17 protein-coding genes, 1 tRNA gene and 1 riboswitch are annotated in these 23623 nt (G+C 65.8%); of the genes, 12 read left to right on the forward strand and 6 right to left on the reverse strand.

Translation table 11 applies throughout. The features are described from left to right. Window positions 1-283: 283 nt before the first annotated feature. Window positions 284-853, reverse strand: a complete 570-nt coding sequence (gene mepK / locus PVW46_RS11150) for a peptidoglycan L,D-endopeptidase MepK (RefSeq protein WP_069211643.1) — start codon at window positions 851-853, stop codon at window positions 284-286. 336 nt (window positions 854-1189) lie between these two features. On the opposite strand from mepK, the gene PVW46_RS11155 reads away from it, so the two are divergent. From PVW46_RS11155 to PVW46_RS11175, 5 genes are all read left to right on the forward strand, one after another. Then, window positions 1190-2815, forward strand: coding sequence for a L,D-transpeptidase family protein (locus PVW46_RS11155; protein WP_069211644.1), 1626 nt, complete (start codon window positions 1190-1192; stop codon window positions 2813-2815). A 39-nt stretch (window positions 2816-2854) separates the two neighbouring features. Then, on the forward strand, window positions 2855-3946 hold the full coding sequence (gene lpxD / locus PVW46_RS11160) for a UDP-3-O-(3-hydroxymyristoyl)glucosamine N-acyltransferase (protein ID WP_069211645.1): 1092 nt from the start codon (window positions 2855-2857) through the stop codon (window positions 3944-3946). A 37-nt stretch (window positions 3947-3983) separates the two neighbouring features. Beyond that, window positions 3984-4244 (forward strand): acyl carrier protein, encoded by a 261-nt coding sequence (locus PVW46_RS11165; RefSeq protein WP_043145190.1) that lies wholly within the window; start codon window positions 3984-3986, stop codon window positions 4242-4244. Next, window positions 4241-5449 carry a beta-ketoacyl-[acyl-carrier-protein] synthase family protein gene (locus tag PVW46_RS11170; protein ID WP_043145187.1) on the forward strand — a complete coding sequence of 403 codons (1209 nt, stop codon included), beginning with the start codon at window positions 4241-4243 and terminating at the stop codon, window positions 5447-5449. Before PVW46_RS11165 ends, PVW46_RS11170 begins: the two co-directional genes overlap by 4 nt. A gap of 199 nt (window positions 5450-5648) precedes the next feature. Further along, window positions 5649-7469 (forward strand): ABC-F family ATP-binding cassette domain-containing protein, encoded by a 1821-nt coding sequence (locus tag PVW46_RS11175; protein WP_069211646.1) that lies wholly within the window; start codon window positions 5649-5651, stop codon window positions 7467-7469. Window positions 7470-7475: 6 nt separating this feature from the next. Here the strand turns inward: PVW46_RS11175 and PVW46_RS11180 are convergent, their stop codons facing one another. Continuing rightward, complete coding sequence (locus tag PVW46_RS11180; RefSeq protein ID WP_069211698.1) at window positions 7476-8549, reverse strand: AbrB family transcriptional regulator; 1074 nt, start codon at window positions 8547-8549, stop codon at window positions 7476-7478. Window positions 8550-8632: 83 nt separating this feature from the next. Here PVW46_RS11180 and PVW46_RS11185 point away from each other — a divergent pair, with 83 nt between their 5' ends. Beyond that, window positions 8633-9745 carry an acetoin utilization protein AcuC gene (locus PVW46_RS11185; RefSeq protein ID WP_069211647.1) on the forward strand — a complete coding sequence of 371 codons (1113 nt, stop codon included), beginning with the start codon at window positions 8633-8635 and terminating at the stop codon, window positions 9743-9745. A 21-nt stretch (window positions 9746-9766) separates the two neighbouring features. On the opposite strand, the gene PVW46_RS11190 is transcribed toward PVW46_RS11185, so the two are convergent. Then, window positions 9767-9840: transfer RNA gene (locus PVW46_RS11190), tRNA-Gly, on the reverse strand. Between the two features lie 130 nt (window positions 9841-9970). On the opposite strand from PVW46_RS11190, the gene PVW46_RS11195 reads away from it, so the two are divergent. Further along, entirely contained in the window at window positions 9971-11113 is a 1143-nt protein-coding gene (locus PVW46_RS11195; protein WP_069211648.1) for a fumarylacetoacetate hydrolase family protein, read from the forward strand. Window positions 11114-11272: 159 nt separating this feature from the next. Here the strand turns inward: PVW46_RS11195 and PVW46_RS11200 are convergent, their stop codons facing one another. From PVW46_RS11200 to PVW46_RS11210, 3 genes are all read right to left on the reverse strand, one after another. Beyond that, on the reverse strand, window positions 11273-13312 hold the full coding sequence (locus PVW46_RS11200) for an ASKHA domain-containing protein (RefSeq protein ID WP_069211649.1): 2040 nt from the start codon (window positions 13310-13312) through the stop codon (window positions 11273-11275). A gap of 136 nt (window positions 13313-13448) precedes the next feature. Continuing rightward, a complete protein-coding gene (locus PVW46_RS11205) occupies window positions 13449-14597 on the reverse strand; it encodes a CaiB/BaiF CoA transferase family protein (protein WP_043145179.1) in 1149 nt (382 codons plus the stop codon). Between the two features lie 127 nt (window positions 14598-14724). Continuing rightward, entirely contained in the window at window positions 14725-15681 is a 957-nt protein-coding gene (locus PVW46_RS11210; RefSeq protein ID WP_069211650.1) for an agmatinase, read from the reverse strand. Between the two features lie 172 nt (window positions 15682-15853). On the opposite strand from PVW46_RS11210, the gene PVW46_RS11215 reads away from it, so the two are divergent. The 5 genes from PVW46_RS11215 (at window position 15854) to PVW46_RS11235 (ending at window position 23622) form a co-directional block, all read left to right on the forward strand. Further along, window positions 15854-17362: a hypothetical protein gene (locus tag PVW46_RS11215; protein WP_139132452.1), complete on the forward strand. Its 1509-nt coding sequence runs from the start codon at window positions 15854-15856 to the stop codon at window positions 17360-17362. A gap of 98 nt (window positions 17363-17460) precedes the next feature. After that, a riboswitch (cobalamin riboswitch) is annotated at window positions 17461-17639 on the forward strand. Between the two features lie 44 nt (window positions 17640-17683). Further along, the gene (bluB, locus tag PVW46_RS11220) at window positions 17684-18379 is read left to right on the forward strand and encodes a 5,6-dimethylbenzimidazole synthase (RefSeq protein WP_069211652.1); all 696 of its coding nucleotides are present in this window, start codon (window positions 17684-17686) and stop codon (window positions 18377-18379) included. 83 nt (window positions 18380-18462) lie between these two features. Further along, complete coding sequence (guaB, locus tag PVW46_RS11225; protein ID WP_069211653.1) at window positions 18463-19911, forward strand: IMP dehydrogenase; 1449 nt, start codon at window positions 18463-18465, stop codon at window positions 19909-19911. A 155-nt stretch (window positions 19912-20066) separates the two neighbouring features. Next, on the forward strand, window positions 20067-21227 hold the full coding sequence (locus tag PVW46_RS11230) for an RsmB/NOP family class I SAM-dependent RNA methyltransferase (protein WP_069211654.1): 1161 nt from the start codon (window positions 20067-20069) through the stop codon (window positions 21225-21227). Window positions 21228-21369: 142 nt separating this feature from the next. Beyond that, entirely contained in the window at window positions 21370-23622 is a 2253-nt protein-coding gene (locus PVW46_RS11235) for an ATP-binding protein (protein WP_083242524.1), read from the forward strand. The last annotated feature ends 1 nt before the right edge of the window (window position 23623 follow it).

Here is a 23623-nt window from a genome sequence, read left to right on the forward strand (position 1 = left end):
CGCGGGTTCGAGCCCCGTCAACCGCGCCACTTCTTCCTGACCGGTGGAAGCATTTGGCGCCAGCGCCTCTTCTCAAAAAAATCTGGATGCGGTGGCGGAACCAACCGCGCCTTGGCGTGTTTCTCTCTCAGACGACGATATACGACCGGTTAACCGCGTAGGGATTTCCTGACTATCCCGTTCACGGTTTTCGAGGCAAAAAGACAAAGTGCCAAACAAAAGGCGCCCCGGTTGGGACGCCTGTAAGAGTGAACCAGAGACTGAAGAGGGGGGAGAAGAAAACTCAGCTGCCCCAGGAACGGACCGGACCGCAGTCCATGTGCACGAAGTTCGACCGGGTGTACCGGCCCACGCCGCCTGCATTACAGGCCTTGGCCGCCCGATACATCTGGCTGACAGAGCGCGACGCGAGCCGCAGGTCCGCTGCCTGACCGACCAGATGGCGCGAGTTCTTGGCCACGCCGGAAGAGCGTGCCCGCAACATCGCGTTCGTTTCCGGGCTGCGGTAGCCTGAAATCAGCATGTAAGGCTCAGACACATCCAGCAGGTTGTGCGAAGCGGCCATGATGTCGATCGTTCGCGTGTCGATCGACTTGATCTGGTTGTTGCGCCAATCGCGCATGAAATAATTGATCTCCTTGATCGCGTCGGCGAGGTAGTCGCCTTCGATCCAGTAGATCATGTCTACCCGTTCGCCCGTGCGACCGGAATACATCCGGATGCGCCGGACATCGCCTGCGCCGCGCAAGAAGCCTGCTGCGTTGGAGTAAGTCGGCGCCGCTGCGACGGCTGTCGCTGCGAACGCGCCAAGAAGTGCCCGGCGGGTGAAGCCGCCGCAAGTCGTCTCTGTCATGATGACCGCCTGTCCCGTGGTCGCCGTGTTACCTGATTCTGGGCGCATCGTTGTGCGCCGCCTGCCATCTATCCCCAGATGCCAAGAACTATATGACACGAATCGTATGGCGCAAAAAGGGCGATTTGTGATGATTTGTAATGATCAAGGGGTAATTGGCGGGATTCTGCCCACAGCGGGCCAACTGTGGCGCGAATGCGCGGGTCTGCCTCTTTTCGGTCACAGCCTGGCTGCCCTGCCCTTCGGTCGACAACTTGGCAAAAATGTGAATAGACAGGCCTATGACCCTGTCGGCATTGTGTTTTCGGGGATCGCTGGTCGATGAAGGATTTGAGCATGAACAAGAGAGAAACCCGGGCCGTGTTCCAGGCGGCCCTCGCGGCAGGGGCCCTTTGGTTGGGAACTGCGCTGCCGGCTTTGGCCGAGGATGGGCTCACGCTCAAGGTGACGGCCTTCAAGCAGGCCGTGGCCGAGAACGTTGCCGACGATGACAGTATTGCCGCCTTCTACCGGGCACGGGATTTCGCCCCGATCTGGACCGGTGCCGGCGAGGGCGACCGCGCCCGCCGCCTGGCCTTGATGGAGGCGTTTTCGCTGGCGGATGACCACGGGCTGCCCGCCGGACGCTATGACCCCGACCGACTGTTGCGGCGGATGAGCCAGGCTACCGATGGCCGCTCGCGCGGAATGCTGGAAATCGAGCTGACCCGCACCTTCATCCAATTCGCCAACGACCTTCAGTCCGGCATCCTGGAACCGGGCAATGTCGTTGATGGGATCAAGCGCGAAGCGCCGCGCCGCGATCCGGAAATGCTGCTGACCCGGCTGACCCGGGAAGATCCGACCGCCGTCTTCCTGAGCCTGGTGCCCAACAGCCCCGAATATACGCGCCTGATGCGGGCCAAGCTGCGGCTGGAACACAAGATCCGCAACGGCGGCTGGGGTCAGACCGTTCCCGCCGGCAGCCTGCGCCCCGGCAACAGCGGAAACGCAGTGGTTGCGCTGCGCAATCGTCTGACTGCGATGGGCTATCTGTCGCCCTCGCTCAGCATGACCTATGACGCCGAGATGGAAGCCGCTGTCCGCGAGTTCCAGGAGGATCACGCCATCGAGGTCGACGGCATCGCCGGCGGCAGCACCATGCGCGCCATCAACGTCTCGCCCGAGGAACGGCTTCAGTCGATCATGGTCTCGATGGAGCGTGAACGCTGGCTGAACCTGCCCGAGGGACGTGGCAAGCGTCATATCCTCGTCAACCTGACGGACTTCCACGCTCAGATCATCGACGACGACAAGCTGACCTTTGAAACGCGCTCGGTCATTGGTGCGCAGGGGCATGACCGCCGGACGCCCGAGTTCTCGGACGTGATGGAACTGCTGGTTATCAACCCCTATTGGTTCATTCCCCAATCGATCATTCGCGGCGAATACCTGCCGGCGATCCGGGCCAATCCCTATGCGGCAGGCCACCTGGAGATCGTCGACTATCGCGGGCGCCAGGTCAGCCGGGAAACCGCCTCGGCCTATGCGAATTCGGGCAACTTCCCCTTCACCATGCGCCAGCCCCCTGGGCCGAGCAATGCGCTGGGGTCGGTCAAGTTCCTGTTCCCGAACAAGTACAACATCTACCTGCACGACACCCCGTCGCAGCACCTGTTCAGACGCGAGGTCCGTACCTTCAGCCACGGCTGCATCCGCCTGGATGACCCGCATGAGTTCGCCTACGAGATCCTGAGCCGCCAGGTCGACGATCCCGTGTCCTATTTCAAGCGGATCCATGCCTCGGGTGAAAACACGCGCATTCCGCTGGAAACGCCGATCCCGGTGCACCTGATTTACCGCACCGCCTTTACCAAGGCGAAGGGCCAGATGAACTATCGCAACGACGTCTACGGGCGTGACGCGATGCTTTGGCGGGCGCTGACCAACGAAGGGGTGGCCCTGCGCGCGGGTCGCAGCTAAATCTCTCCCGGACCGCGCCCTGCAACGTCCGGAGACACTATGCCTTTCACCATCGAAGACCTCGCAATCGCCCTCGGCATGACTGCCGAGGGCGATTTGTCTCTGACCGTCTCCGGGCTGGCGGAGCCTGCGGACGCGGGGCCGGAGCAACTGGCGATGGCGGCCAGGCCCGAGTTCGTCGAGGCCCTCGGCCGGGGGCAGGCCCGCGCCGCGCTGCTGGCGGCGGGCACGGACTGGCAGGCGCTGGGGCTGCACGCGGCGCTGCTGTCGGATCGCCCGCGTTTTGCCATGTCGGGGCTGACCGGCATGATGGACCGGGGGCCGGGTTACGCGCCGGGCCTCCATCCGCAATCGGTGATCGACCCGACCGCCGAGCTGGGTGAGGGCGTGTCGGTGGGGCCATTTGCGGTGATCGAGGCCGGCGCCCGGATCGGCGCCGGGTCGGTGGTCGGTCCACAGTGTTATGTCGGGCGCAACGCGCGCATCGGCGCGGGGGCGCTGCTGCATGTCGGGGGCCGGATCATGTCGGAGGTGGTCATCGGCGACCGTTTCATCGCCCAGCCTGGCGCGATTATCGGGGGCGACGGGTTCTCCTTTGTCACTCCGGAACGCTCGGGCGTCGAAAAGGCGCGCGCCTCGCTGGGCGGCGAAGGCACGGATAGTGCCCAGTCCTGGGCACGGATCGCCAGCGTGGGTGCGGTGACAATCGGCGACGATGTCGAGGTCGGCGCCGGGTCGACCATCGACAAGGGCACGATCCGCGACACTCGCGTCGGCAACGGCACCAAGATCGACAACCTCGTGCAGATTGGCCACAACGTCGTGATCGGACGCGACTGCCTGCTTTGCGCGAATGTCGGCATCGCCGGGTCGACCGTGGTGGGAGACAACGTGGTGCTGGGCGGCAAGGTCGGTGTCTCGGACAACCTGCGCATCGGGGATCGCGCGATCCTGGGGGGCGCCACGGTGGTCCTGTCGAATGTACCGGCCGGGCGCGTCATGTTGGGCTATCCGGCGATGAAAATGGACACCCATGTCGAGGCCTACAAGGGCCTGCGCCGCCTGCCGCGTCTGTTCCGAGACGTCGCAGAGCTCAAGAAAGCAGTTTCAAAGCTGATGGGAAATGACTAAGTGTCCGGCAATTCTGGACAAGCGCGGGGCTGAGGTCATGGACGTCAAGGAACAGGTCATTCAGATCATCGCGGAGCAGGCGATGCTCGATGTCTCGGACGTTGCGATGGAAAGCACGCCCGAAGAACTGGGGATCGACTCTCTCGGGCTGGTGGAATCGATCTTCGCGATCGAGGAGCAGTTCGACATTTCGGTACCCTTCAATGCCAACGACCCTTCGGAATCGGATTTCGACATCTCCTCGGTGGCGAAGATCGTCGAGGGGATCGAGAAACTGATCGCCGAGCAGAAGTCGTGAAGCGTGTCGTCATCACCGGGGCGGGAACGATCAACGCCCTGGGCCAGGATGTCCCCGCGACGCTGGAGGCGATGCGCGAGGGGCGCTGTGGCATCGGCGAGCTGGAGTTCCGCGACGTGGAGCGCCTGGCCATCCGCATTGGCGGACAGGTCAAGGGGTTCGAGCCCGAGACCGTGTTCAACCGCCAGCAGCTGGCGCTCTATGACCGTTTCACCCAATTTACCCTGTTAGCTGCCCGCCAGGCGGTGGCGCAGGCAGGGCTGGAATTCGTGGGCGACCTGGCCAACACCTCCGGCGTGGTGCTGGGCACCTCCGGCGGCGGGCTGAGCACGCAGGATGACAATTACCGCGCGGTTTACGAAGAGGGAAAGAACCGGGTTCACCCCTTCGTCGTGCCTAAGCTGATGAACAACGCGGCCACCAGCCACGTCAGCATGGAGTTCAACGTCAAGGGCCCGAGTTTCACCGTCGCCACCGCCTGCGCCAGTTCCAACCACGCGATGGGACAGGCGTTCCAGATGATCCGCACGGGCATGTGCACGGCGATGATCACCGGCGGGTCCGAGTCGATGTTGTGTTTCGGCGGGGTGAAGGCCTGGGAAGGTCTGCGCGTCATGTCCAAGGACGCCTGCCGCCCCTTCAGCGCCACCCGTAACGGCATGGTGCAGGGCGAGGGCGCCGGCGTGTTCGTCTTCGAGGAATACGAACACGCGAAGGCCCGCGGCGCCGAGATCCTGGGCGAGGTGCTGGGCTTTGCCATGACCTCGGATGCGGCGGATATCGTCATGCCATCGAAGCATGGCGCGGCGCGGGCGATTTCAGGCGCGCTGCGCGATGCGCGGGTCAGCAGGGAACGGGTCAGCTACATCAACGCGCATGGCACCGGGACAGCGGCCAACGACAAGACCGAATGCGCCGCAGTGGCCGATGTCTTTGGCACCCATGCGGACAACCTCATGATCTCTTCCACCAAGTCGATGCACGGCCACCTGATCGGCGGCACCGGGGCGGTCGAACTGCTGGCCTGCCTCATGGCGCTGAAGGACGGGGTGATCGCGCCGACCATCGGCTACGAGGAGGCTGACCCGGAATGTGCGCTGGACGTGGTGCCGAACGTGGCGCGCGAGGCCGAGGTGGACGTGGTGCTGTCGAATGCCTTTGCCTTTGGCGGGCTGAACGCGGTGCTGGTGCTGGGGCGCGCCTGACAGGGGCGTGAACCAAAGGTGCGCCTTGCGGCGCGCAGGGTGTATCGGCGCCGGCCTTCGGCCGGACACCTCGGGCCGGGGGCGCTGCCCCCGCACCCCCGGGAGTATTTGTGCCAAGAAGAAGCCCTGAGCGGGGGAAAGACCGTCGCGGGGCCGGAGCCCATTGACGAATGGCGTGGGCGGGATTAGCGCTGCGCGCATGGCTCCTCCTCCCTTGCTTCAGCTCACCTCTGTCTCTCTCACCTTTGGCGGCGATCCCGTCTTTGACGACCTGTCGCTGACCGTCCACCAGGGCGATCGCGTGGCGCTTGTCGGGCGCAACGGCTCTGGCAAGTCGACGCTGATGAAGGTCATGGCCGGGCTTGTGGAACCGGATCGGGGGGACCGCGTGGTGCCGGCAGGGATTTCCGTGGGCTACATGGAGCAGGACCCGGACCTGGCGGGCTATGCCACGCTGGGCGAGTTCGCCGCCTCGCAACTGGCGGCTTCCGAGATGTACCGGGTTGAACGCGCGTCCGAGGGCCTGAAATTCGATCCCGACCGTCCGGTTGAGACGGCCTCTGGCGGCGAGCGGCGCCGCGCCGCGCTGGCCAAGCTGATGGCCGAGGCGCCGGACCTGATGCTCTTGGACGAGCCGACCAACCACCTGGACATCGAGGCGATTTCCTGGCTCGAGGATGAGTTGAAGACGACGCGCAAGGGTTTTGTCCTGATCTCGCACGACCGTCGGTTCCTGAGCGAATTGACCCGCGCGACGCTTTGGATCGACCGGGGGCAGGTGGCGCGGCAGGAACGCGGTTTCGAGGCCTTCGAGGCCTGGCGCGACAAGGCCTGGGAAGAAGAGGACCAGCAGCGCCACAAGCTGGACCGCAAGATCAAGGCCGAGGCCCGCTGGGCCGTCGAGGGCATCAGTGCCCGCCGCAAGCGCAACCAGGGCCGGTTGCGGGCGCTGCAGGACATGCGCAAGGAACGCGCCTCGCAGATCCGCCGGCAGGGCGCGGCGGCGATGGAGATGGCCTCTGGTCCGAAATCCGGCAAGAAGGTCATCGAGGCGCAGGGGATCTCCCATGCTTTCGACGACAAGCAGATCGTGCGCAATTTCGACCTGACGGTGCAGCGCGGCGACCGGGTCGCCTTTGTCGGACCGAACGGCGTGGGCAAGACGACGCTGATCAAGATCCTGACCGGTGAGATCCCCCCCGACGCGGGCAGCGTGAAGCTGGGCACCAACCTTGTCCCGGCGATCTTTGACCAGAGCCGGGCGCAGCTGGACCCCGAGGCCTCGCTCTGGGACAGCCTGACCAATGACCGCGACATGCGGGTGTCCGGCCAGTCCGACCAGGTCATGGTGCGGGGACAGCCGAAACACGTCGTCGGCTATCTCAAGGAATTTCTCTTTGACGAACGGCAGGTGCGGGCGCCGGTGCGGTCGCTTTCCGGGGGCGAGAAGGCGCGGCTCTTGCTGGCGAAACTGCTGGCGCGGGAATCGAACCTGCTGGTGCTGGACGAGCCGACCAACGATCTGGATGTCGAGACACTGGACCTGTTGCAGGAACTGCTGGACGATTACGACGGCACCGTGATGCTGATCAGCCACGACCGGGATTTCCTGGACCGGGTCGCCACCACGACCGTCGCGATGGAAGGGGGCGGGCGCGCCACCGTCTATGCCGGGGGGTGGTCGGATTACCAGTCCCAGAAGCGCGAACAGGCCGGGCCTGCGAAAAAGGCAAAGCCTGCGGCCAAGGCCGGGACTGCGCCGAAGCCTGCTGCGGCGACGCCGGCAAAGCCGGTGCTCAGCTTTACCGAGAAGCACCGGTTGGAAGCCCTTCCGGGGGAGATCGACCGTCTGGGCGCAGAGATCGCCAAGCTGGAGGAATTCCTGGCCCAGCCCGATCTGTTCACCAAGGAACCACTCAAGTTCCAGAAGGCCACCGATGCGCTGGTGGAGCGTCAGGAGGCGCTGAGCGCGGCCGAGGAGGAATGGCTTGACCTGATGGAAAAGGCCGAGGAGGCCTGACGGCGCTCAGCGCATACCGAGCAGGCGGGCGGCCACGCTCAGTTCCACCACGGTCATCAGGATGCGGGCGACGTGATGCAGGCTGACCAGCGCCGGGTTGGCGGCAAGGCTGAGCGCGACGATGGACATTTCCGCCACGCCGCCGGGGGAGAAACTGATCAAGAGGTGCAGCCATTCGATGCCGGTGATCTGCCAGAGCAGGGCGGACAGGACTCCCCCCAGCACCAGCATGTAGGCCACCGAGACCAGTGCCAGCCAGGCGCAGCGGCGCAGGAGCGCCATGTTCACGCCCTTGAACCGCATCCCCAGGCTGACGCCGATCACCAGTTGCGCGCTGGCGATCAGCCAGATCGGCAGGTGCAGGTCCAGCACCCCGGTCACCGTGGCCAGGGCCGCGAGGATCATCGGACCGCTCAACTGGGCGGCGGGCAGGCGGATGAGGCGGGCAAGGTACAACCCCAGCCCCGCCGCCAGCGCGATTGTCAGCAGTGCCAGCGGCGTCACCCGGGATTGCCCCATCGCGGATTGCAGCCCCGCCGCGCTGCCCACCGGCGCCCCCATCCAGAGCGAGAGCCCCAACGGCAGGAGCGTGATCACCACGATGATGCGCAGGAATTGCTGGGCGGTCAGGATGCGGATGTCCGCGCCCGCGCCTTCACCCATGACGATGCTTTCCATCAACCCGCCCGGCGTGCCCGAGTAGAAGGCCGTGGCGCGGTCATATCCGCCAAGGTAGCGAAAGATCGCCATGTTTCCGAAATGGGCCAGCACCACGAAAAGGACCAGCCCGGCCATCGTCCAGGGCAGTTTGCCCGCCAGGGCCACCAGTTCCGCCGTGACCTGGGTGCCGATCATCACCCCGATCAGGGCAACGAACCCGGTCCGGAAGGGCATCGGGAAACTGTAGTCTGCGAGGATGGGCGGCGCCCAGAGCAGGATGACCAGGGCCGAGGCAAACAGCCCGCCCAGCATCCAGGGCATGGGAAGGTGCACCAGGCTGGCAAGGCCCCCGCCAAGCGCGCCGAAACACAACATGAGGGCTGTCTGCCAGACCAGGCGGAAAGAAGGCACTTGTGACATGTCGGTTTGAATAGGCTGGTCCCGGGAAAGGTTCAATGCGGACCGGATTTCCTTTGGCGACAGAAGGCTCTAACTCTGCCCACATGTCCAGCCCCGTCTTCATAGGCTCGCGCATCTACCGCGGCTCGGTCTATGGCCCACGTCATCCGCTGTCGATCCAGCGGGTGCCGGCAGTGACCGATCTGGCGCGGGCGCTTGGCTGGGTGCCAGACAATCGTTATCGCCCCTCGCCCCGCGCCAAGCCGGTGGCGCTGACAGGGTTTCACACCCCCGCCTATATCAATGCGTTGCAGGCCGCCGAGGCCGCGCAGCAGGTCAGTGACGAGGTGCGGGCACGTCATGGGCTGGGCACCCTGTCGAACCCGGTGTTCCCCGAGATGTACCGCAGGCCCGCGACGGCGGTGGGCGGCGGGCTGCTGGCGGCGGAACTGGTCCGTGATGGCGGGATCGTGCACAACCCCGGCGGGGGACAGCATCACGGGTTGCCCGATGCCGCGGCGGGTTTCTGTTTCCTGAACGAGCCTGTTCTGACCATCCGCCGCTTGCTGGACATGGGTCTGCAGCGGGTGGCCTATGTCGACATCGACGCGCATCATTGCGATGGGGTCGAACTGGCCTTTGAGGGCAGCCAGCGGGTGCGCATGATCTCGATCCACGAGGCGCGGCGCTGGCCCTTTACCGGCGCGCTGGAGGACAGGGCGGGCGGTTCTGCCTTCAACCTGCCGGTGGCGCGCGGGTTCAACGACACGGAATTCAAGATGGTGCTGGAGGAGATGATCCTGCCGGCGGTCGAGACATTCCGGCCCGAGGCGATCTTTCTGCAATGCGGGGCGGATGCTCTGGCCGAGGACCCATTGGCCCGGCTGAGCCTGTCCAATCGCAGTCATGTTACGACGGTCCGGGCGCTGCGCCCGCTGGCGCCGCGGATGATCGTCTCGGGCGGGGGCGGCTACAATCCCTGGACGGTGGCGCGTTGCTGGACGGCGGTCTGGGGCGAGATTGCCGGAAAGCAGGTCCCGGAGCGCCTGCCGCAAGAGGCCGAGGCCGTGCTGCGGGCGCTTGTCTGGCACCGCAAGGGGCAGCCGGAGGAGGCGCTGTTCACGACGCTTTTGGACAGCCCGCGCGAGGGCGCGATCTCTGGCGACCTCAGGGCTGACGTGGCCCGATTGCAGGCGCGGCTGGCGCCGGCCCTGTGAAAGGTACACGATGAGGAGGATTGGAGCGGGTGAAGGGAATCGAACCCTCGTATGCAGCTTGGGAAGCTGCCGTTCTACCATTGAACTACACCCGCAGCGACGGATTGGATACCGCAGGACCCGAGGCGGTTCAAGATCAAACCGATCACACTCGGGATGGTTCCGTGCGGGCGGTATTTCCTCTAGACCCTTCGGCAAGAACAAAGATCCCGGGAGGACCGAACCATGACACTTGCATTGCCCCAGACAGGCACCTTTGTCGGCCGCGCCTGGCGGCCGGATCGCAACGGCCCCGCGCTGATCGCGCGGCGCGGCGCCGAGGCGGTGGACATCACCTGCCGCGAGGTGCCCACGATGCAGGCGCTGCTGGACCTGGACGACCCGGTGAGCTTTGCGCAGAACGCGCCCGGCGACAGCCTTGGCACACTCGAGGCGCTGGCGGAGGCATCCACCGAAGATCCGCAGGGGCCATACTTGCAGGCGCCCTGTGATCTGCAACCGGTCAAGGCCTGCGGCGTCACCTTTGTCTCGTCGATGCTGGAACGGGTGATCGAGGAACAGGCCAAGGGCGATCCGGCCCGGGCGCTGGCGATCCGCGAACGCTGTACCGCCATCCTCGGCGAAAGCCTGCGCGCGGTGGAACCGGGATCGGACAAGGCCGGGCAGCTCAAGGAGGTGCTGATCGCAGATGGCGTCTGGTCGCAATACCTGGAGGTGGGGATCGGCCCCTATGCCGAGGTCTTTTCCAAGGCCCAGCCCATGTCCGCCGTGGGCTTTGGCGCCAGTGTCGGGCTGCATCCCGTATCGACATGGAACAACCCGGAACCGGAGATCGTGCTGGCCTGCGACGGGCAGGGCCGTATCCGGGGCGCGACGCTGGGCAATGACGTGAACCTGCGGGACGTCGAGGGGCGGTCCGCGCTGCTGTTGGGCAAGGCCAAGGACAACAACGCCTCCTGCGCCGTTGGGCCGATGCTGCGGCTGTTTGATGACAGCTATGGGCTGGAGGACGTGCGCCGGGCGGAACTGACGCTGACCGTGACCGGCACCGACGGGTTTGTCCTGAACGGACGCAGCAGCATGTCCGAGATCAGCCGCGATCCCGAGGACCTGGTGGCGCAGACTTGCGGCGCCCATCACCAGTATCCGGACGGGTTTTTCCTGATGCTGGGCACGCTCTTTGCCCCGACCGAGGATCGCGACATTCCCGGCGAAGGGTTTACGCACAAGCTGGGCGACGTGGTCGAGATTTCCGAGCCGCAGCTGGGTAGCCTGCAGAACACCGTGCGGCTCTCCACCGAATGCGCGCCCTGGACCTTTGGCACCTCGGCTCTGATGCGCAACCTCGCGGGGCGCGGCCTGTTATAAGGGGGCTTTGCCCCCTCTGCGCCAAGGCGCATTCACCCCCAGGGTATTTGGACCAAGAAGAAGCACGAAGCGTGGCGTTCCGTGTTTCCCTGGCCCAAGAATGCCCATAGGGGGAAGCCGCGCGCGGTGTGGGCCAGGGCAGGCTCCGCTCCGTCGTGCCTATCCGCGCCGCCGCCTGCGGCGTCCGCCGCCGTCCTCGCCGCCGGTGTTGAAACTGACCTGCGGCAGGGTGACGATCTTGTGCAGTTCCGGAAAGGCGTCGGTCGCGTGCGGGATCGCATTGGCGTTGACGAAATGCTCCTGGAACTTGGGCTCGATCGCGGTTTCCACCTTGGTGATCTCGCGCACCACGCGCTCGATCTCGCGCCGGGCGGCTAGGTTGCACAGCGCGATGCGCGCGCCGGTCCCGGCGGCATTGCCCGCGCTGGTCACCTTGTCCAGCGGCACATCCGGGATCATGCCCAGCACCATCGCGTGTTGCGGCGAGATATGCGCACCAAAGGCCCCCGCCAGCACCACGCGGTCCACCTTGTCGACGCCGCGCGTGTCCATCAACAGGCGCGCGCCGGCATAAAGCGCGGATTTGGCCAGCTGGATGGCGCGGATGTCGCCCTGGGTGACGGCGATGCGCGGCCCGCCCTCGGCGGTGGCGTCGTGGATCAGGTAGCTGTGGGTTCGGCCCTCGGGGAAACAGCGGTCGGTTCCAGTCTGGGCCGGGCCGCCGATCAGGCCCGAGGGGTCCAGCAAGCCGGCGGTGCGCAGTTCCGCCACCGCCTCGATGATGCCGGACCCGCAGATGCCGGTGATGCCGGTCGCGGCGGTTTCCTCCCAGAAGCCCTCTTCGTTCGACCACTTGTCACAGCCGATGACGCGGAAACGGGGCTCCTTGGTTTCGGGGTCGATGCGGATGGCCTCGATTGCACCGGGGGCTGCACGCTGCCCGGAACTGATCTGCGCGCCCTCGAAGGCGGGGCCAGTGGGCGAGGAACAGGCCAGCACGCGGGTCTTGTCGCCAAGCAGGATCTCGGCGTTGGTGCCGACGTCCACGACCAGGACCAGGTCTTCGGATTTGCCCGGTTCCTCTGACAGGGCGACGGCGGCGGCATCGGCGCCGACATGGCCCGCGATGCAGGGAAGGACGTAGACCTGCGCCGAGGCGGGCAGCGAGGTCAGGTCCAGGTCGCGCGCCGTCAGGGTTAGGGAATTGGATGTGGCGAGCGCAAAGGGCGCCTGTCCCAGTTCGACAGGGTCGATCCCCAGCAGCAGGTGATGCATCACCGGGTTGCAGACGAACACGGTCTCCAGGATCAGCGAGGGCGCAATCCCGGCCTCCTTGGCGATCTCCACCGCCAGCGTGTCGATGGCCTCGCGCACGGCGCGGGTCATCTCGACGTCGCCGCCGGGGTTCATCATCGCGTAGGACACCCGGCTCATCAGGTCTTCGCCAAAGCGGATCTGCGGGTTCATGATGCCGGAGGAGGCGACGACCTCGCCGGTGTCGAGGTTGGTCAGATGCGCCGCGATGGTGGTGGAGCCGAGGTCGATGGCCAGGCCGTAGATCCCGGCCTCGTGCAGGCCGGGCCAGGCGGCGATCAGGCGCGGCGTGGCCTCGACCGAGGACTTGTACAGGGCCACGGTGATCTTCCAGTCGCCCTTGCGCAGGATCGGCTGCAACTGGCCCAGAAGAGAGAATTCCGCCGTGATCTCGGGGATGTCCCATTGCGCCTTGAGCGCTCGGGCAAGGCGTTCGAGGTCGCCCGTGGGTTCGTGCATGTCGGGTTCTTCGACCTCGACGTAGAAGATCCGCGTGGCCGGGTCCATCTCGATCACGCGGGCGGTGGCGGCCTTGCGCACCACCTGGCGGTGCACCTGGCTTTCGGCGGGCACGTCGATCACCACGTCGCGCTGTACCGTGGCCTGGCAGCCAAGACGGCGCCCGGGTTTCAGCCCGCGTTTCTGGTCATAGCGTTCCTCGACCTTGTTCCACTCGGACAGGGCATCCTGGGCGACATGCACGCCGTGTTTCGGGAAATCGCCGTAGGACGGCGTGATCTGGCATTTCGAACAGATGCCGCGCCCGCCGCAGACGGAATCGAGATCGACGCCCAGCTGGCGGGCGGCGGTCAGGACGGGGGTGCCGACGGGAAAGCGGCCGCGCTTTCCGGACGGGGTGAAGACGACAAGCGGATCTTTGGTCATGAAGCGAACCTCCGGGTTGGGCGGACCATAGCGGCTGCACCGGCGAGGGAAAGACGCAAGGCGTCAGGATCAGTGCGGAAAACGGCACGGCGCGCCGGGCAGCGGCCCGGTGCGGCACATGTCGGCGGGTCGGGGGTCAGCCCTGTTCCAGCCAGCGCAGGATTTCGCCCCGGTTGCCGTCGAGATCGGGCGCGGGGGCGCGCGACTTGGGGTCCGGCGCGTCGGTCATCTTGATCGGGTTTCCGGCGGCCTTGTAGGCCTGACGCCCATTCTTGTCGAGCACGTCCACCACCATGTTCCGGGCCAGGATCTGCGGGTCCTTCAACACCTGTCCGACGTCCTGGATCGGCCCCGTGGGGATGCCTGCCGCGGTCAGCCGAGAGATCCAGTAGGCGCGGGTGTTTTCCAGCGTCACCGCCTCGATCAGGCGCTTCAGCAGGCGGGCGTTGTCGCAGCGCGCGGGGTTGGTGGCAAAGCGCGGATCGTCCGAGATCGGCAGATCCAGCGCGATACAGAGTTTCTCGAACAGGCGGTCATTGCCGGCGGCGATCACGAACAGCCCGTCGGAGGCATGGAAGGTCTCGAAGGGCGTGATCGAGGGATGCCGCGCGCCGGAGGGTCCCGGCGCCTTGCCGGTCACCGTGGTCAGCGCCACCGCGTGTTCCAGGATGGCCAGCTGGCTGTCCAGCATGGCCACGTCGATCTTGCGCCCCAGGCCGGACCGGTCACGGTCCAGCAGCGCGGCAAGGATGCCCTGTGACAGGAACATGCCCGCCACGATGTCCCCGATCGAGGCGCCCACGCGCACCGGGTCGCGGTCCTTTTCGCCGGTGATCGACATCACGCCGCCGCGCGCCTGCACCACCATGTCATAGGCCGGGCGCCGTGCGTCCGGGCCGGTATGCCCGAAACCCGAGACAGCGCCATAGACCAGCCGGGGAAAGGCAGCGTGCAGGTCTTCCCAGCCATAGCCCAGACGTTCCATAACCCCGGGGCGGAAATTCTCGACGATGACGTCGGCCCGGGCCAGCAGGCGTTCGAAGATCAGCCTGTCCTCGTCGGCCTTGAGGTTGAGTGCGATGCTTTTCTTGCCGTGGTTGATGGCGGCGAAATAGGCGGATTTCCCATCCTTGAACGGTGGAAAGGCACGGGTGTCGTCACCGCCTTTCGGGGTTTCGACCTTGATCACCTGTGCCCCCATGTCCGCCAGGGTCATCGTGCAGAAAGGGCCGGCAAGGACATGTGTCAGGTCAAGAATGACGTATCCGGCAAGAGGGGCGGTCATGGGCGGGTCCTGTTCTGGGTCGGGTGCTCTGCACCACACAAGCGCGACAAGGCGTTGACGGCAAGGCCTGTGATCGGGGCTGCGCGATCCTTTGCGGGGGCGCGGCGGATTTGATGCGGATTTCAGCCTAGGGTCGTGGCAGCCCGGCGTGAAAGACGAAGCCCAGCAGGTTCATCAGCAACTGCGCGGCCAGGATCGAGGTGCTGCCGGTCGGATCGTAGTCCGGGGCGACCTCGACCAAGTCGATGCCGACGACCGGGTGGGACTTCACTGCGTTTTGCAGGATCTCCAGCACCTCGTAGTAGAGAAAGCCGCCGTGGCTGGGCGTGCCGGTCCCCGGAGCGATCGAGGGGCAGAAGGCGTCGATGTCGATGGTGATGTAGATCGGCACACCTTCGGGCAGGCGGGCGGCAGTGGCTTCGGGACCCAGCTTGCGCGCTTGCCGGACCGACAGGATGTCGGAGCCCCGGGCGCGGGCGTCCTCGTAGCCCTCGCGCGCAGTGGACGAGACGTTGCGGATACCCAGCTGGGTCAGCCCGGTGACCCAGGGTTTTTCCGCCGCGCGCCGCATCGGATTGCCGTGCCCCCGCGTGACGCCATGCCGTTCATCGACGAAATCCAGGTGCGCGTCGATCTGCAGGACATGGAAGGGCGCGCGTCCCTCGTAGGCCTCGATGCAGGGGATATTGATCGAATGGTCGCCGCCGATGGTGACGGGCAGGGCGCCCGCCGCCAGGGCGGCCTCGACGCCGCGGCGGATATTGGCGTGGCTGGTCACGGTGTCGGTGTGGACGATGTCGGCATCGCCCATGTCGACCAGCCGCACACCGTCCAGGTAGGTCACGTCGTCCTCGTGGTCATAGGCGCCCGCGTGGCCAAAGCTGAACAGGGTCGAGGCTTCTCGCACGCCGCGCGGGCCGAACCGTGCCCCTGCGCGCCATTGTGTGCCCGCGTCGAAAGGGGCGCCAAGGATTGCCGCATCGGCCTGCAGGCTGGACCAGTCGGGCTGGTAGGGGGCCCTGGCAAAGGTGCAGATGCCGGTGAACGGAAGGTTCAGCCGACCGGATTCGTAACCGTGACTCATGAGGTTCTCCTTGATTGGCGCCAGCCTAGTCGGAGGGGCGCGCGCAACAAGGGGCAATGCGCGTCGAGGGTTGAATAATCGTTAAGGTTGAAAAGTTCCTCTTGAGTACACGTTGCAATGCCTTACCCTGCGTAATGTGGATACAATCTTTGATTGCACTGGAGGGACTGAAATGAACTCGTTGAACAAGAGTCGGCCGTTGTTGGCCCTGGCGCTGGCAGGGCTGCCGCTGACGGCCCTGGCGCAGGACTATGGCGTCGACATGCCTGCGGAACCCGCGCCGGGTGTCCGCTTCCCGACGCCCGAGGCCGAGATCGACGCCTGGATCCGGGCGGAGCCGCAAAACAGTGACGCGATCCATGCCCACGCCTGGGGGATCTGGGCCGGACTGACGAAACCAGTCGAGGGGGAGGGCGCCTATGCCCGGCTGACCTATCAAACATGGCTGACCAAGGCGGATGTGATCGACGTCTTCACCGGCGAGTCACCCGTAGATCAGTTCCGGCTGGGCGAATCGAACCAGATGTTCAAGCACGGGCTGGTGGACGGTTTCCTGGCCAACGCCGCGCAGGAAAAGAAGGACGGGACCGAGCCGGTGAAAAATGCCGCGGGGATCATCGTTAATACAGACGTGTTGGAAAACGTGGCCTACAGCCCGCCCTCGGCGCAATACCTGCTGGACACCGGCACGGGCAAGCCCGAGGTGCTGGACCGGCTGCTGGAACAGGGAGACAAGGTGCGCTTTCCCGATGCGGCGGTGAACGTCAAGCCGGTCTACAAGCTGATCACCGATGATCGCATCACCGAGTGGACCGGCGCGGATGGCCAGACCCGCAGGCTGTACGCCTTTACCGCCTGGCCCGGAGAGCCGGACCTGGCCAACTGGACACCTGACATGAAGCAGGGCGGCTATCCAGAGACGCTCTGGCAGCAATGCGTCTATGTCGATCTCGACCTCGAGGGGCCGACGACTTCGACCGGGGTCGACGTGAACTGCAAGAGCCCATCCGAAGGGAACATCTATTCCGTCGATGATTTTATCGCCGTGGACCTGAAAAAAGAGGATGCAGCCTTCGTCAACAAGTCGACGGGGGACAGCAGCGACCTGACCGACGGAGAGACCTCTATCGCTCTGCTGGTGGCCATGCATGTCACCTCTCGCGAGACGACGCAGTGGACCTGGCAGACCTTCTGGTGGGAGGCGGACGCCGCCCGGCCCAACACGCCCTCCAGCGCAGCGGTGGCATCGGCCCGGCCCGATACGTTGACCACACAGGCGGCGCATTACGCGATGGCGCCGGCCTATTCGATGCTGGTGCCGGCCCAGCCGCTAGTCGGCGGCAAGAACGTCGGCGCGCTGGTGACGGCCTTCAATCCCTACCTGGAGGCCGGTTTCGGCACGCCGGTCATCGGGATCACCGAGACGGTGCAGATCCCGGACGGCGCGGGTGGCTGGACCACGACGACGACCGATATGGGGATCCAGACCAACTGCATGACCTGCCACGGCCTTGCGGCCTGGGGTGGACGTGGCACGGGCTATGCCGCGAATTTCTACGTCCCGCGCGATTACTGGGTGTTCGACACGGCGCTGGACGTGGATTTCGCCTGGTCGGTGCAGGCCATTGGCGAGGCGGTCGAGAAGGCGGAAAAGAAAAAGGCCGACGCGGCGTCAGAGTGACCGGGTCTTGACCGTCATGGATCGTTGCAGGCGCCCCTTTGGGCGCCTGTTTCGCGTTCCGGGGACAGGATCGGCGATTGCCCCGCCGGCCCGCCTGTCGCATTCTGCGACCGTCAGGTGCCCCGTGAGGGGAGAATCGGGAAGCCGGTGCAAGACCGGCGCGGGCCCGCCGCTGTAAGGGGGATGGAGCGGACAGATGCCACTGGGGACAACCCCGGGAAGGCGTCCGCCCCGGCATACCCCAAGCCAGAAGACCGGCCTGACGACATCGACCGGCGCCTTGGACAGCGTCCGGTCATTGTCATTTTGCGGAGCCGAAGAATGCCCGATTCCCCAGTTGCGCCCGAAAAAGCGCGCAAGTTTGCCGCCTGCGAGCGCCAGGCGCTTTATGACGTCATCAACGCGCGCCGGGATGTGCGCAACGAATTCCTGCCCGATCCGATCTGCCCCGCGATGCTGCGCCGCGTGCTGGAGGCCGCCCACGCGGCACCTTCGGTTGGCTTCATGCAGCCCTGGAACTTTCTCCTGATCCGCGATCCGGCCCGTCGGCGCGCGGTTCACGCCGCCTTTGAACAGGCCAATGCCGAGGCCGAGGCCATGTTCGATGGCGAGAAGCGAAGCCAATATGCCGCGCTGAAACTCGAAGGCATCCTGAAGGCGCCGCTGAACATCGCCGTGACCTGTGACCGGACACGCGGGGGCAAGGTGGTGCTGGGGCGCACGCACAACCGCGACATGGACCTGTATTCCACGGTTTGCGCGGTGCAGAACCTCTGGCTGGCGGCGCGGGCCGAGGGACTGGGCGTCGGCTGGGTCAGCATCTTTCGACAAGAGGACCTGCGGGCGTTGTTGAACTTGCCCGACCATGTCGAGGTTGTCGCCTATCTTTGCGTCGGTCATATCGAAGAATCCTTTGCCCAGCCGGAACTGCAAGCGCGGGGCTGGCGCCGCCGTCTGGATCTGGATGACTTGATCATGGAAGACCGGTGGCCGGGTACGCATGGGGCAGGGGGGTGAGACGCGGTGCCGCGCGCTCTTTCCTTTCCCCGCTGCCCGTGCGATAGGGACGCGCCAACCGATCCCTCCCAAGGAGTGCCCCAATGGAGATTCGCGAGGCCCTGACCTTCGATGACGTCCTGCTTGTTCCCGCGGCCTCGAGCGTGTTGCCGTCGACGGCAGACACACGGACGCAAGTGACCAAGTCGATTGCGTTGAACATTCCCCTTCTGAGTTCCGCGATGGACACCGTCACCGAAAGCCGGATGGCGATCACGATGGCGCAGGCCGGCGGCATCGGGGTGATCCACAAGAACCTCGGGATCGAGGAGCAGGCGCGCGAAGTGCGGCGGGTCAAGCGGTTCGAGAGCGGCATCGTCTACAACCCCGTCACCCTGCGCCCGGACCAGACCCTGGGCGACGCGCGGATGCTGACCGAACGCTACGGCTTCACCGGGTTCCCGGTGATCGACGAGTCGCATCGCGTCGTCGGCATCGTCACCAACCGCGACATGCGCTTTGCCGAGAATGACGGCACGCCGGTCCACGCGATGATGACCCGTGACAACCTGGCGATCCTGACCGAACCGGCGGACCGCGAGGAAGCCATCAACCTGATGAAGGCGCGGCGGATCGAAAAGCTGCTGGTGACCGACAAGGACGGCAAGCTGACCGGGCTTCTGACCCTGAAGGACACGGAAAAGGCGGTGTTGAACCCCACCGCCTGCAAGGACGGCCTGGGCCGCCTGCGGGTGGCGGCGGCGACCGGTGTGGGCGATTCTGGCTATGAACGCTCGCAGGCGCTGGTGGATGCGCAGGTCGACATCATCGTGGTCGACACGGCGCATGGCCATTCCGCCGGAGTGCTGGAGGCGGTCGAGCGTGCCAAGCTGCTGTCGAACGAGGTGCAGGTGATCGCGGGCAACGTCGCGACGGCGGATGCCGCGCGCGCCCTGATCGACGCGGGCGCGGATGCGGTCAAGGTGGGGATCGGGCCGGGTTCGATCTGCACGACGCGGATGGTGGCCGGTGTTGGCGTGCCGCAGCTGACTGCGATCATGGAATGCGCCGCGGCGGCAGGCGACGTGCCGGTGATTGCCGATGGCGGCATCAAGTTCTCGGGCGATTTCGCCAAGGCAATCGCGGCGGGCGCCTCCTGCGCGATGGTCGGCTCCATGATCGCCGGAACGGATGAAAGCCCGGGCGAGGTGATCCTCTACCAGGGCCGGTCGTTCAAGGCCTATCGCGGCATGGGCAGCCTGGGCGCGATGGCGCGCGGCTCTGCTGACCGCTATTTCCAGAAGGACGCCGCCAGCGACAAGCTGGTCCCCGAGGGGATCGAGGGGCAGGTGCCCTACAAGGGCCCGGCGGGCGTGGTGCTGCACCAGCTGGTCGGCGGGTTGCGCGCTGCGATGGGCTATACCGGCTGTGCCACGGTCGAAGAGATGCGCCGCAACTGCACCTTCGTGAAGATCACCGGGGCGGGGCTGAAGGAAAGCCACGTGCACGACGTGCAGATCACCCGCGAAAGCCCGAACTACCGGATCGGGTGAGCGCCGGTCCGGGCTTTGCCCTGCAAACTCTCCAATGGAGAGTTCGAGGCGTGAATGGGTAGAGGCCCGGCGCGAAAGGCGCGCCGGGAACGGGTCTCGTCAAACCCGTGTCGCTGGGCTAGGCAGGGTCGATTGTCCCCGTTGGAGAACAGCCCATGACCCCCGCCGCGCGAGTACAGGCCGCCATTGAATTGCTGGACCGGATTGCCGCCGGGCAGGCTGCGGAACAGGCTTTGACCAGCTGGGGACGTGCCGCGCGCTATGCCGGGTCAAAGGACCGGGCGGCGGTTCGTGACCTTGTCTTCGACGCGCTGCGCTGCTGGCGGTCGACCGCGGCCCTGGGCGGCGGCGAAACCGGGCGGGCGCGCTTGTTGGGGCTGCTCCGTCTCAGGGAAGAAGATCCCGACACGATCTTTTCGGGGCAGGGCCATGCACCGGCCCCGCTTGGTGCAGATGAACAGGCCGCCGGTCAGGCGCCGGAGGGGGCGGCGGCGCTGGATTTGCCGGACTGGCTGGCCGCCCGCTTCCGGGACAGTCTCGGGTCCGCGGCCGAGGCGACGGCACTGGCCCTGCGGTCCCGGGCCGAAGTTTTTCTCCGTGTCAATCTGTTGCGGGCGACGCCTGACGCGGCACTCGCACGTCTGGCCGAGGATGGGATCCTGGCGGAACCGCATGACCTCTCGGCCACCGCCTTGCGGGTGACGGGGGGCGCCCGCGGGATCATGCGCAGCAGCACCTATCTCGACGGCCTTGTCGAACTGCAGGATGCCGCCAGCCAGGCGGTGGTCGATCTGCTGCCGCTGGAACCCGGCATGCGGGTGCTGGATTATTGCGCTGGGGGCGGCGGCAAGGCGCTGGCGATGGCGGCACGGATGCAGGGCGGGCCAGTCGTGGCCCATGATGCGGCAGCGAAACGCATGGTCGATCTGCCGGCGCGGGCGGCCCGGGCCGGCGCGGATGTTCGCATCACCGGCACGCCTGAGGGGGATTTCGACCTTGTTCTTTGTGACGTGCCCTGTTCGGGCAGCGGGGCCTGGCGGCGGGCGCCCGAGGGCAAGTGGCGCCTGACGGAGGCGCGGCTTGCGGACCTCTGCACGATCCAGTCCGAAATCCTTGATCAAGCGGCCGGTTTCGTCGTCGAAGGTGGTGTGCTGGCCTATGCGACCTGTTCGGTGCTGGCCGAGGAAAACGCCGCGCAAGTCAGCGCCTTCCTGGACCGCAGACCCGGCTGGGCGGTCGAGGTGCAGCGGCAATTCCTTCCTGAATCGGGTGGAGACGGGTTCTTTGCCGCGGTTCTTCGGCGGACCGAAACCTGAAAGACACAACTTTGACGCGAGCCTGGACGACAGTTAACGTCCCCTTAACGGTCTAGGCTGGCATTATGACAGGAAGCGAATCGTGATCCCGGGGGGCAAGGTGGAAGCTGCGATTGACATCGCGCAGAAACGACAGAACGGCATGACGCCCATCGTCGGTGCAGCTGCACTGGTTGTATTGGCGACGCTTTCGCTGTTGATTTCCCAGGTGGCCACGGTGCGTTCGGTCCAGGTTGTGGCGTTGGCCGCCACGGGGGCGTTTGGGTGTCTCGCGGTGGTCTGGCTGCTGGTCGACCGGGTTTCCGGCGGGCGGCGAAAACGGCGGCTGGCCCTGCTTGCGGATTTCATCGAGACCGAACCGGCCTTCTGTTTCCTCACCGATGCCGAAGGCGCGGTGCTGACAAGCAACCGCACCGCGCGCGAACGCTTTGCCAGCGACGGGATCATCCAGCTGTCCACCATGCTGCGCGACGTCTTTGCCAGTTCCGAAGGGATCATCTACCGGTTGCAGCAAAAGGCGCTGACCGAGGGCGCGGCGGTCGAGGATGTCACCAGCCATTCCGAAGGGTACAGGATCTACGTCCGCGCCTTCCGGCCCGACATGATGTTGTGGCGGCTGGAGAATGAATCGCAACGTGCGGGCGGGCGGACACGGGCCGATCTCGCGGTAATCTCGCTGGGGCGCAACGGCGCGGTGCTCTACATGAACCCGGTGGCGCGTGACCTGGTCGGCCAGCGGGTCAAGCGCCTGGATGACATCTTTGCAGACCTGCCATTGCGCCCCGACGGGGTACATTGTCTCAAGGGTGCCCATGCCGGGCAAAGCGTGTTGGTCCATAGTGCCGACATCGGCGGCGGGCGGCAGGAACTGGTTCTGTCCCCCATCGCCGAGGATTCGGGGCGCCAGGACCTGATGGGCAGTTTCGATGGCCTGCCGGTGCCGCTGCTCAAGGTCGCGCCGGACGGGCGTGTCCTGCGGGCCAACCCCGAGGCCCGTCGCCTGCTAAACCTCGGTCAGGGCGATCCCGGTCACCTCGCCGAGCACATGGAGGGGTTGGGGCGTGCGATCAAGGACTGGCTGCAGGAGGCTGCCGATGGCCGTGGCCTGCACCGGTCCGAGTTCCTGCGCCTGACGCGCGCGGACCGTGAGGTCTTTGTCCAGGTCACGCTGAACCGCGTGATCGAGGATGGCGAGACGGCGCTGATCGCCGTTCTCAACGACGCGACCGAGCTCAAGACGCTCGAGGCGCAATTCGTCCAGAGCCAGAAGATGCAGGCCATCGGCCAGCTTGCGGGCGGTGTCGCGCATGACTTCAACAACCTTCTGACGGCGATCTCGGGGCATTGCGACCTGTTGTTGCTGCGCCATGACCAGGGGGATCCGGATTACGGCGACCTGGTCCAGATCAACCAGAACGCCAACCGGGCGGCGGCGCTTGTCGGGCAGCTTCTGGCCTTTTCACGCAAGCAGACCATGCAGCCCGAGGTCATGGACCTGCGCGACACGCTCTCCGATCTTGCGCATCTGCTGAACCGGCTGGTGGGCGAAAAGGTGCGGTTGACGCTGAAACACGATCCCGTCCTGCCGACGGTGCGCGGCGACCGCCGACAGCTGGAACAGGTGATGATGAACCTGGTGGTCAACGCCCGCGACGCCATGCCCGAGGGGGGCGAGATCGTGGTCGAGACGGAGCGCCGCGAACTGACGGAATCGATGACCCGCGACCGCGCGGTGGTGGCGCCCGGACTCTACGTTTCCGTCCGGGTGACGGATGAGGGCATGGGCATCCCGCAGGACAAGTTGCAGAAGGTCTTTGAGCCCTTCTTCACCACCAAGCGCACTGGCGAGGGGACGGGGCTTGGTCTGTCCACCGTCTATGGCATCGTCAAGCAGACCGGCGGTTTCATCTTTGTCGACAGCGTGGTCGGGCAGGGCACCTGTTTCACCCTGCTGTTCCCGGCTTTTGAGGCGCCCCGCCAAGAGGCCGTGGCCATCGAGCAGAAGACCGAGCGGAAGCTGCCCGAGCAAGGGTCCGGCGTTGTTCTTCTGGTCGAGGACGAGGCCCCGGTCCGGGCCTTCGCGGCCCGCGCGCTGCGCCTGCGCGGCTACACGGTGATCGAGGCGGAAACCGCCGAGGATGCGCTCAAGACGCTGGATGACGACGAACTGGCCGTGGACATCTTCGTCACCGACGTCGTGATGCCGGGGATGGACGGGCCGACCTGGGTGCGCAAGGCGCGGGAACGGCGTCCGGATACGCGGGTGGTCTTTGTTTCGGGCTACGCCGAGGACGCCTTTGGCGAAGGCAGCGAAGAGATCCCCAACTCCGTCTTCCTGCCCAAGCCCTTCTCGCTGTCGGACCTGACCGAGACGGTGCACCAGCAGCTCAACTGAC

The sequence above is a fragment of the Mameliella sp. AT18 genome, from assembly GCF_028807275.1.
In the GTDB taxonomy this organism is placed as follows: domain Bacteria; phylum Pseudomonadota; class Alphaproteobacteria; order Rhodobacterales; family Rhodobacteraceae; genus Antarctobacter; species Antarctobacter albus.

What these genes read in the sequence shown, in the direction of transcription:
- mepK (WP_069211643.1), bottom strand. Translation starts at nt 853, where the DNA reads ATGACAGAGACGACTTGCGGCGGCTTCACCCGCCGGGCACTTCTTGGC.
- PVW46_RS11165 (WP_043145190.1), top strand. Translation starts at nt 3,984, where the DNA reads ATGGACGTCAAGGAACAGGTCATTCAGATCATCGCGGAGCAGGCGATG.
- PVW46_RS11155 (WP_069211644.1), top strand. Translation starts at nt 1,190, where the DNA reads ATGAACAAGAGAGAAACCCGGGCCGTGTTCCAGGCGGCCCTCGCGGCA.
- PVW46_RS11210 (WP_069211650.1), bottom strand. Translation starts at nt 15,681, where the DNA reads ATGAGTCACGGTTACGAATCCGGTCGGCTGAACCTTCCGTTCACCGGC.
- PVW46_RS11230 (WP_069211654.1), top strand. Translation starts at nt 20,067, where the DNA reads ATGACCCCCGCCGCGCGAGTACAGGCCGCCATTGAATTGCTGGACCGG.
- PVW46_RS11215 (WP_139132452.1), top strand. Translation starts at nt 15,854, where the DNA reads ATGAACTCGTTGAACAAGAGTCGGCCGTTGTTGGCCCTGGCGCTGGCA.
- guaB (WP_069211653.1), top strand. Translation starts at nt 18,463, where the DNA reads ATGGAGATTCGCGAGGCCCTGACCTTCGATGACGTCCTGCTTGTTCCC.
- bluB (WP_069211652.1), top strand. Translation starts at nt 17,684, where the DNA reads ATGCCCGATTCCCCAGTTGCGCCCGAAAAAGCGCGCAAGTTTGCCGCC.
- PVW46_RS11185 (WP_069211647.1), top strand. Translation starts at nt 8,633, where the DNA reads ATGTCCAGCCCCGTCTTCATAGGCTCGCGCATCTACCGCGGCTCGGTC.
- lpxD (WP_069211645.1), top strand. Translation starts at nt 2,855, where the DNA reads ATGCCTTTCACCATCGAAGACCTCGCAATCGCCCTCGGCATGACTGCC.
- PVW46_RS11200 (WP_069211649.1), bottom strand. Translation starts at nt 13,312, where the DNA reads ATGACCAAAGATCCGCTTGTCGTCTTCACCCCGTCCGGAAAGCGCGGC.
- PVW46_RS11175 (WP_069211646.1), top strand. Translation starts at nt 5,649, where the DNA reads ATGGCTCCTCCTCCCTTGCTTCAGCTCACCTCTGTCTCTCTCACCTTT.
- PVW46_RS11205 (WP_043145179.1), bottom strand. Translation starts at nt 14,597, where the DNA reads ATGACCGCCCCTCTTGCCGGATACGTCATTCTTGACCTGACACATGTC.
- PVW46_RS11235 (WP_083242524.1), top strand. Translation starts at nt 21,370, where the DNA reads ATGACGCCCATCGTCGGTGCAGCTGCACTGGTTGTATTGGCGACGCTT.
- PVW46_RS11180 (WP_069211698.1), bottom strand. Translation starts at nt 8,549, where the DNA reads ATGTCACAAGTGCCTTCTTTCCGCCTGGTCTGGCAGACAGCCCTCATG.
- PVW46_RS11195 (WP_069211648.1), top strand. Translation starts at nt 9,971, where the DNA reads ATGACACTTGCATTGCCCCAGACAGGCACCTTTGTCGGCCGCGCCTGG.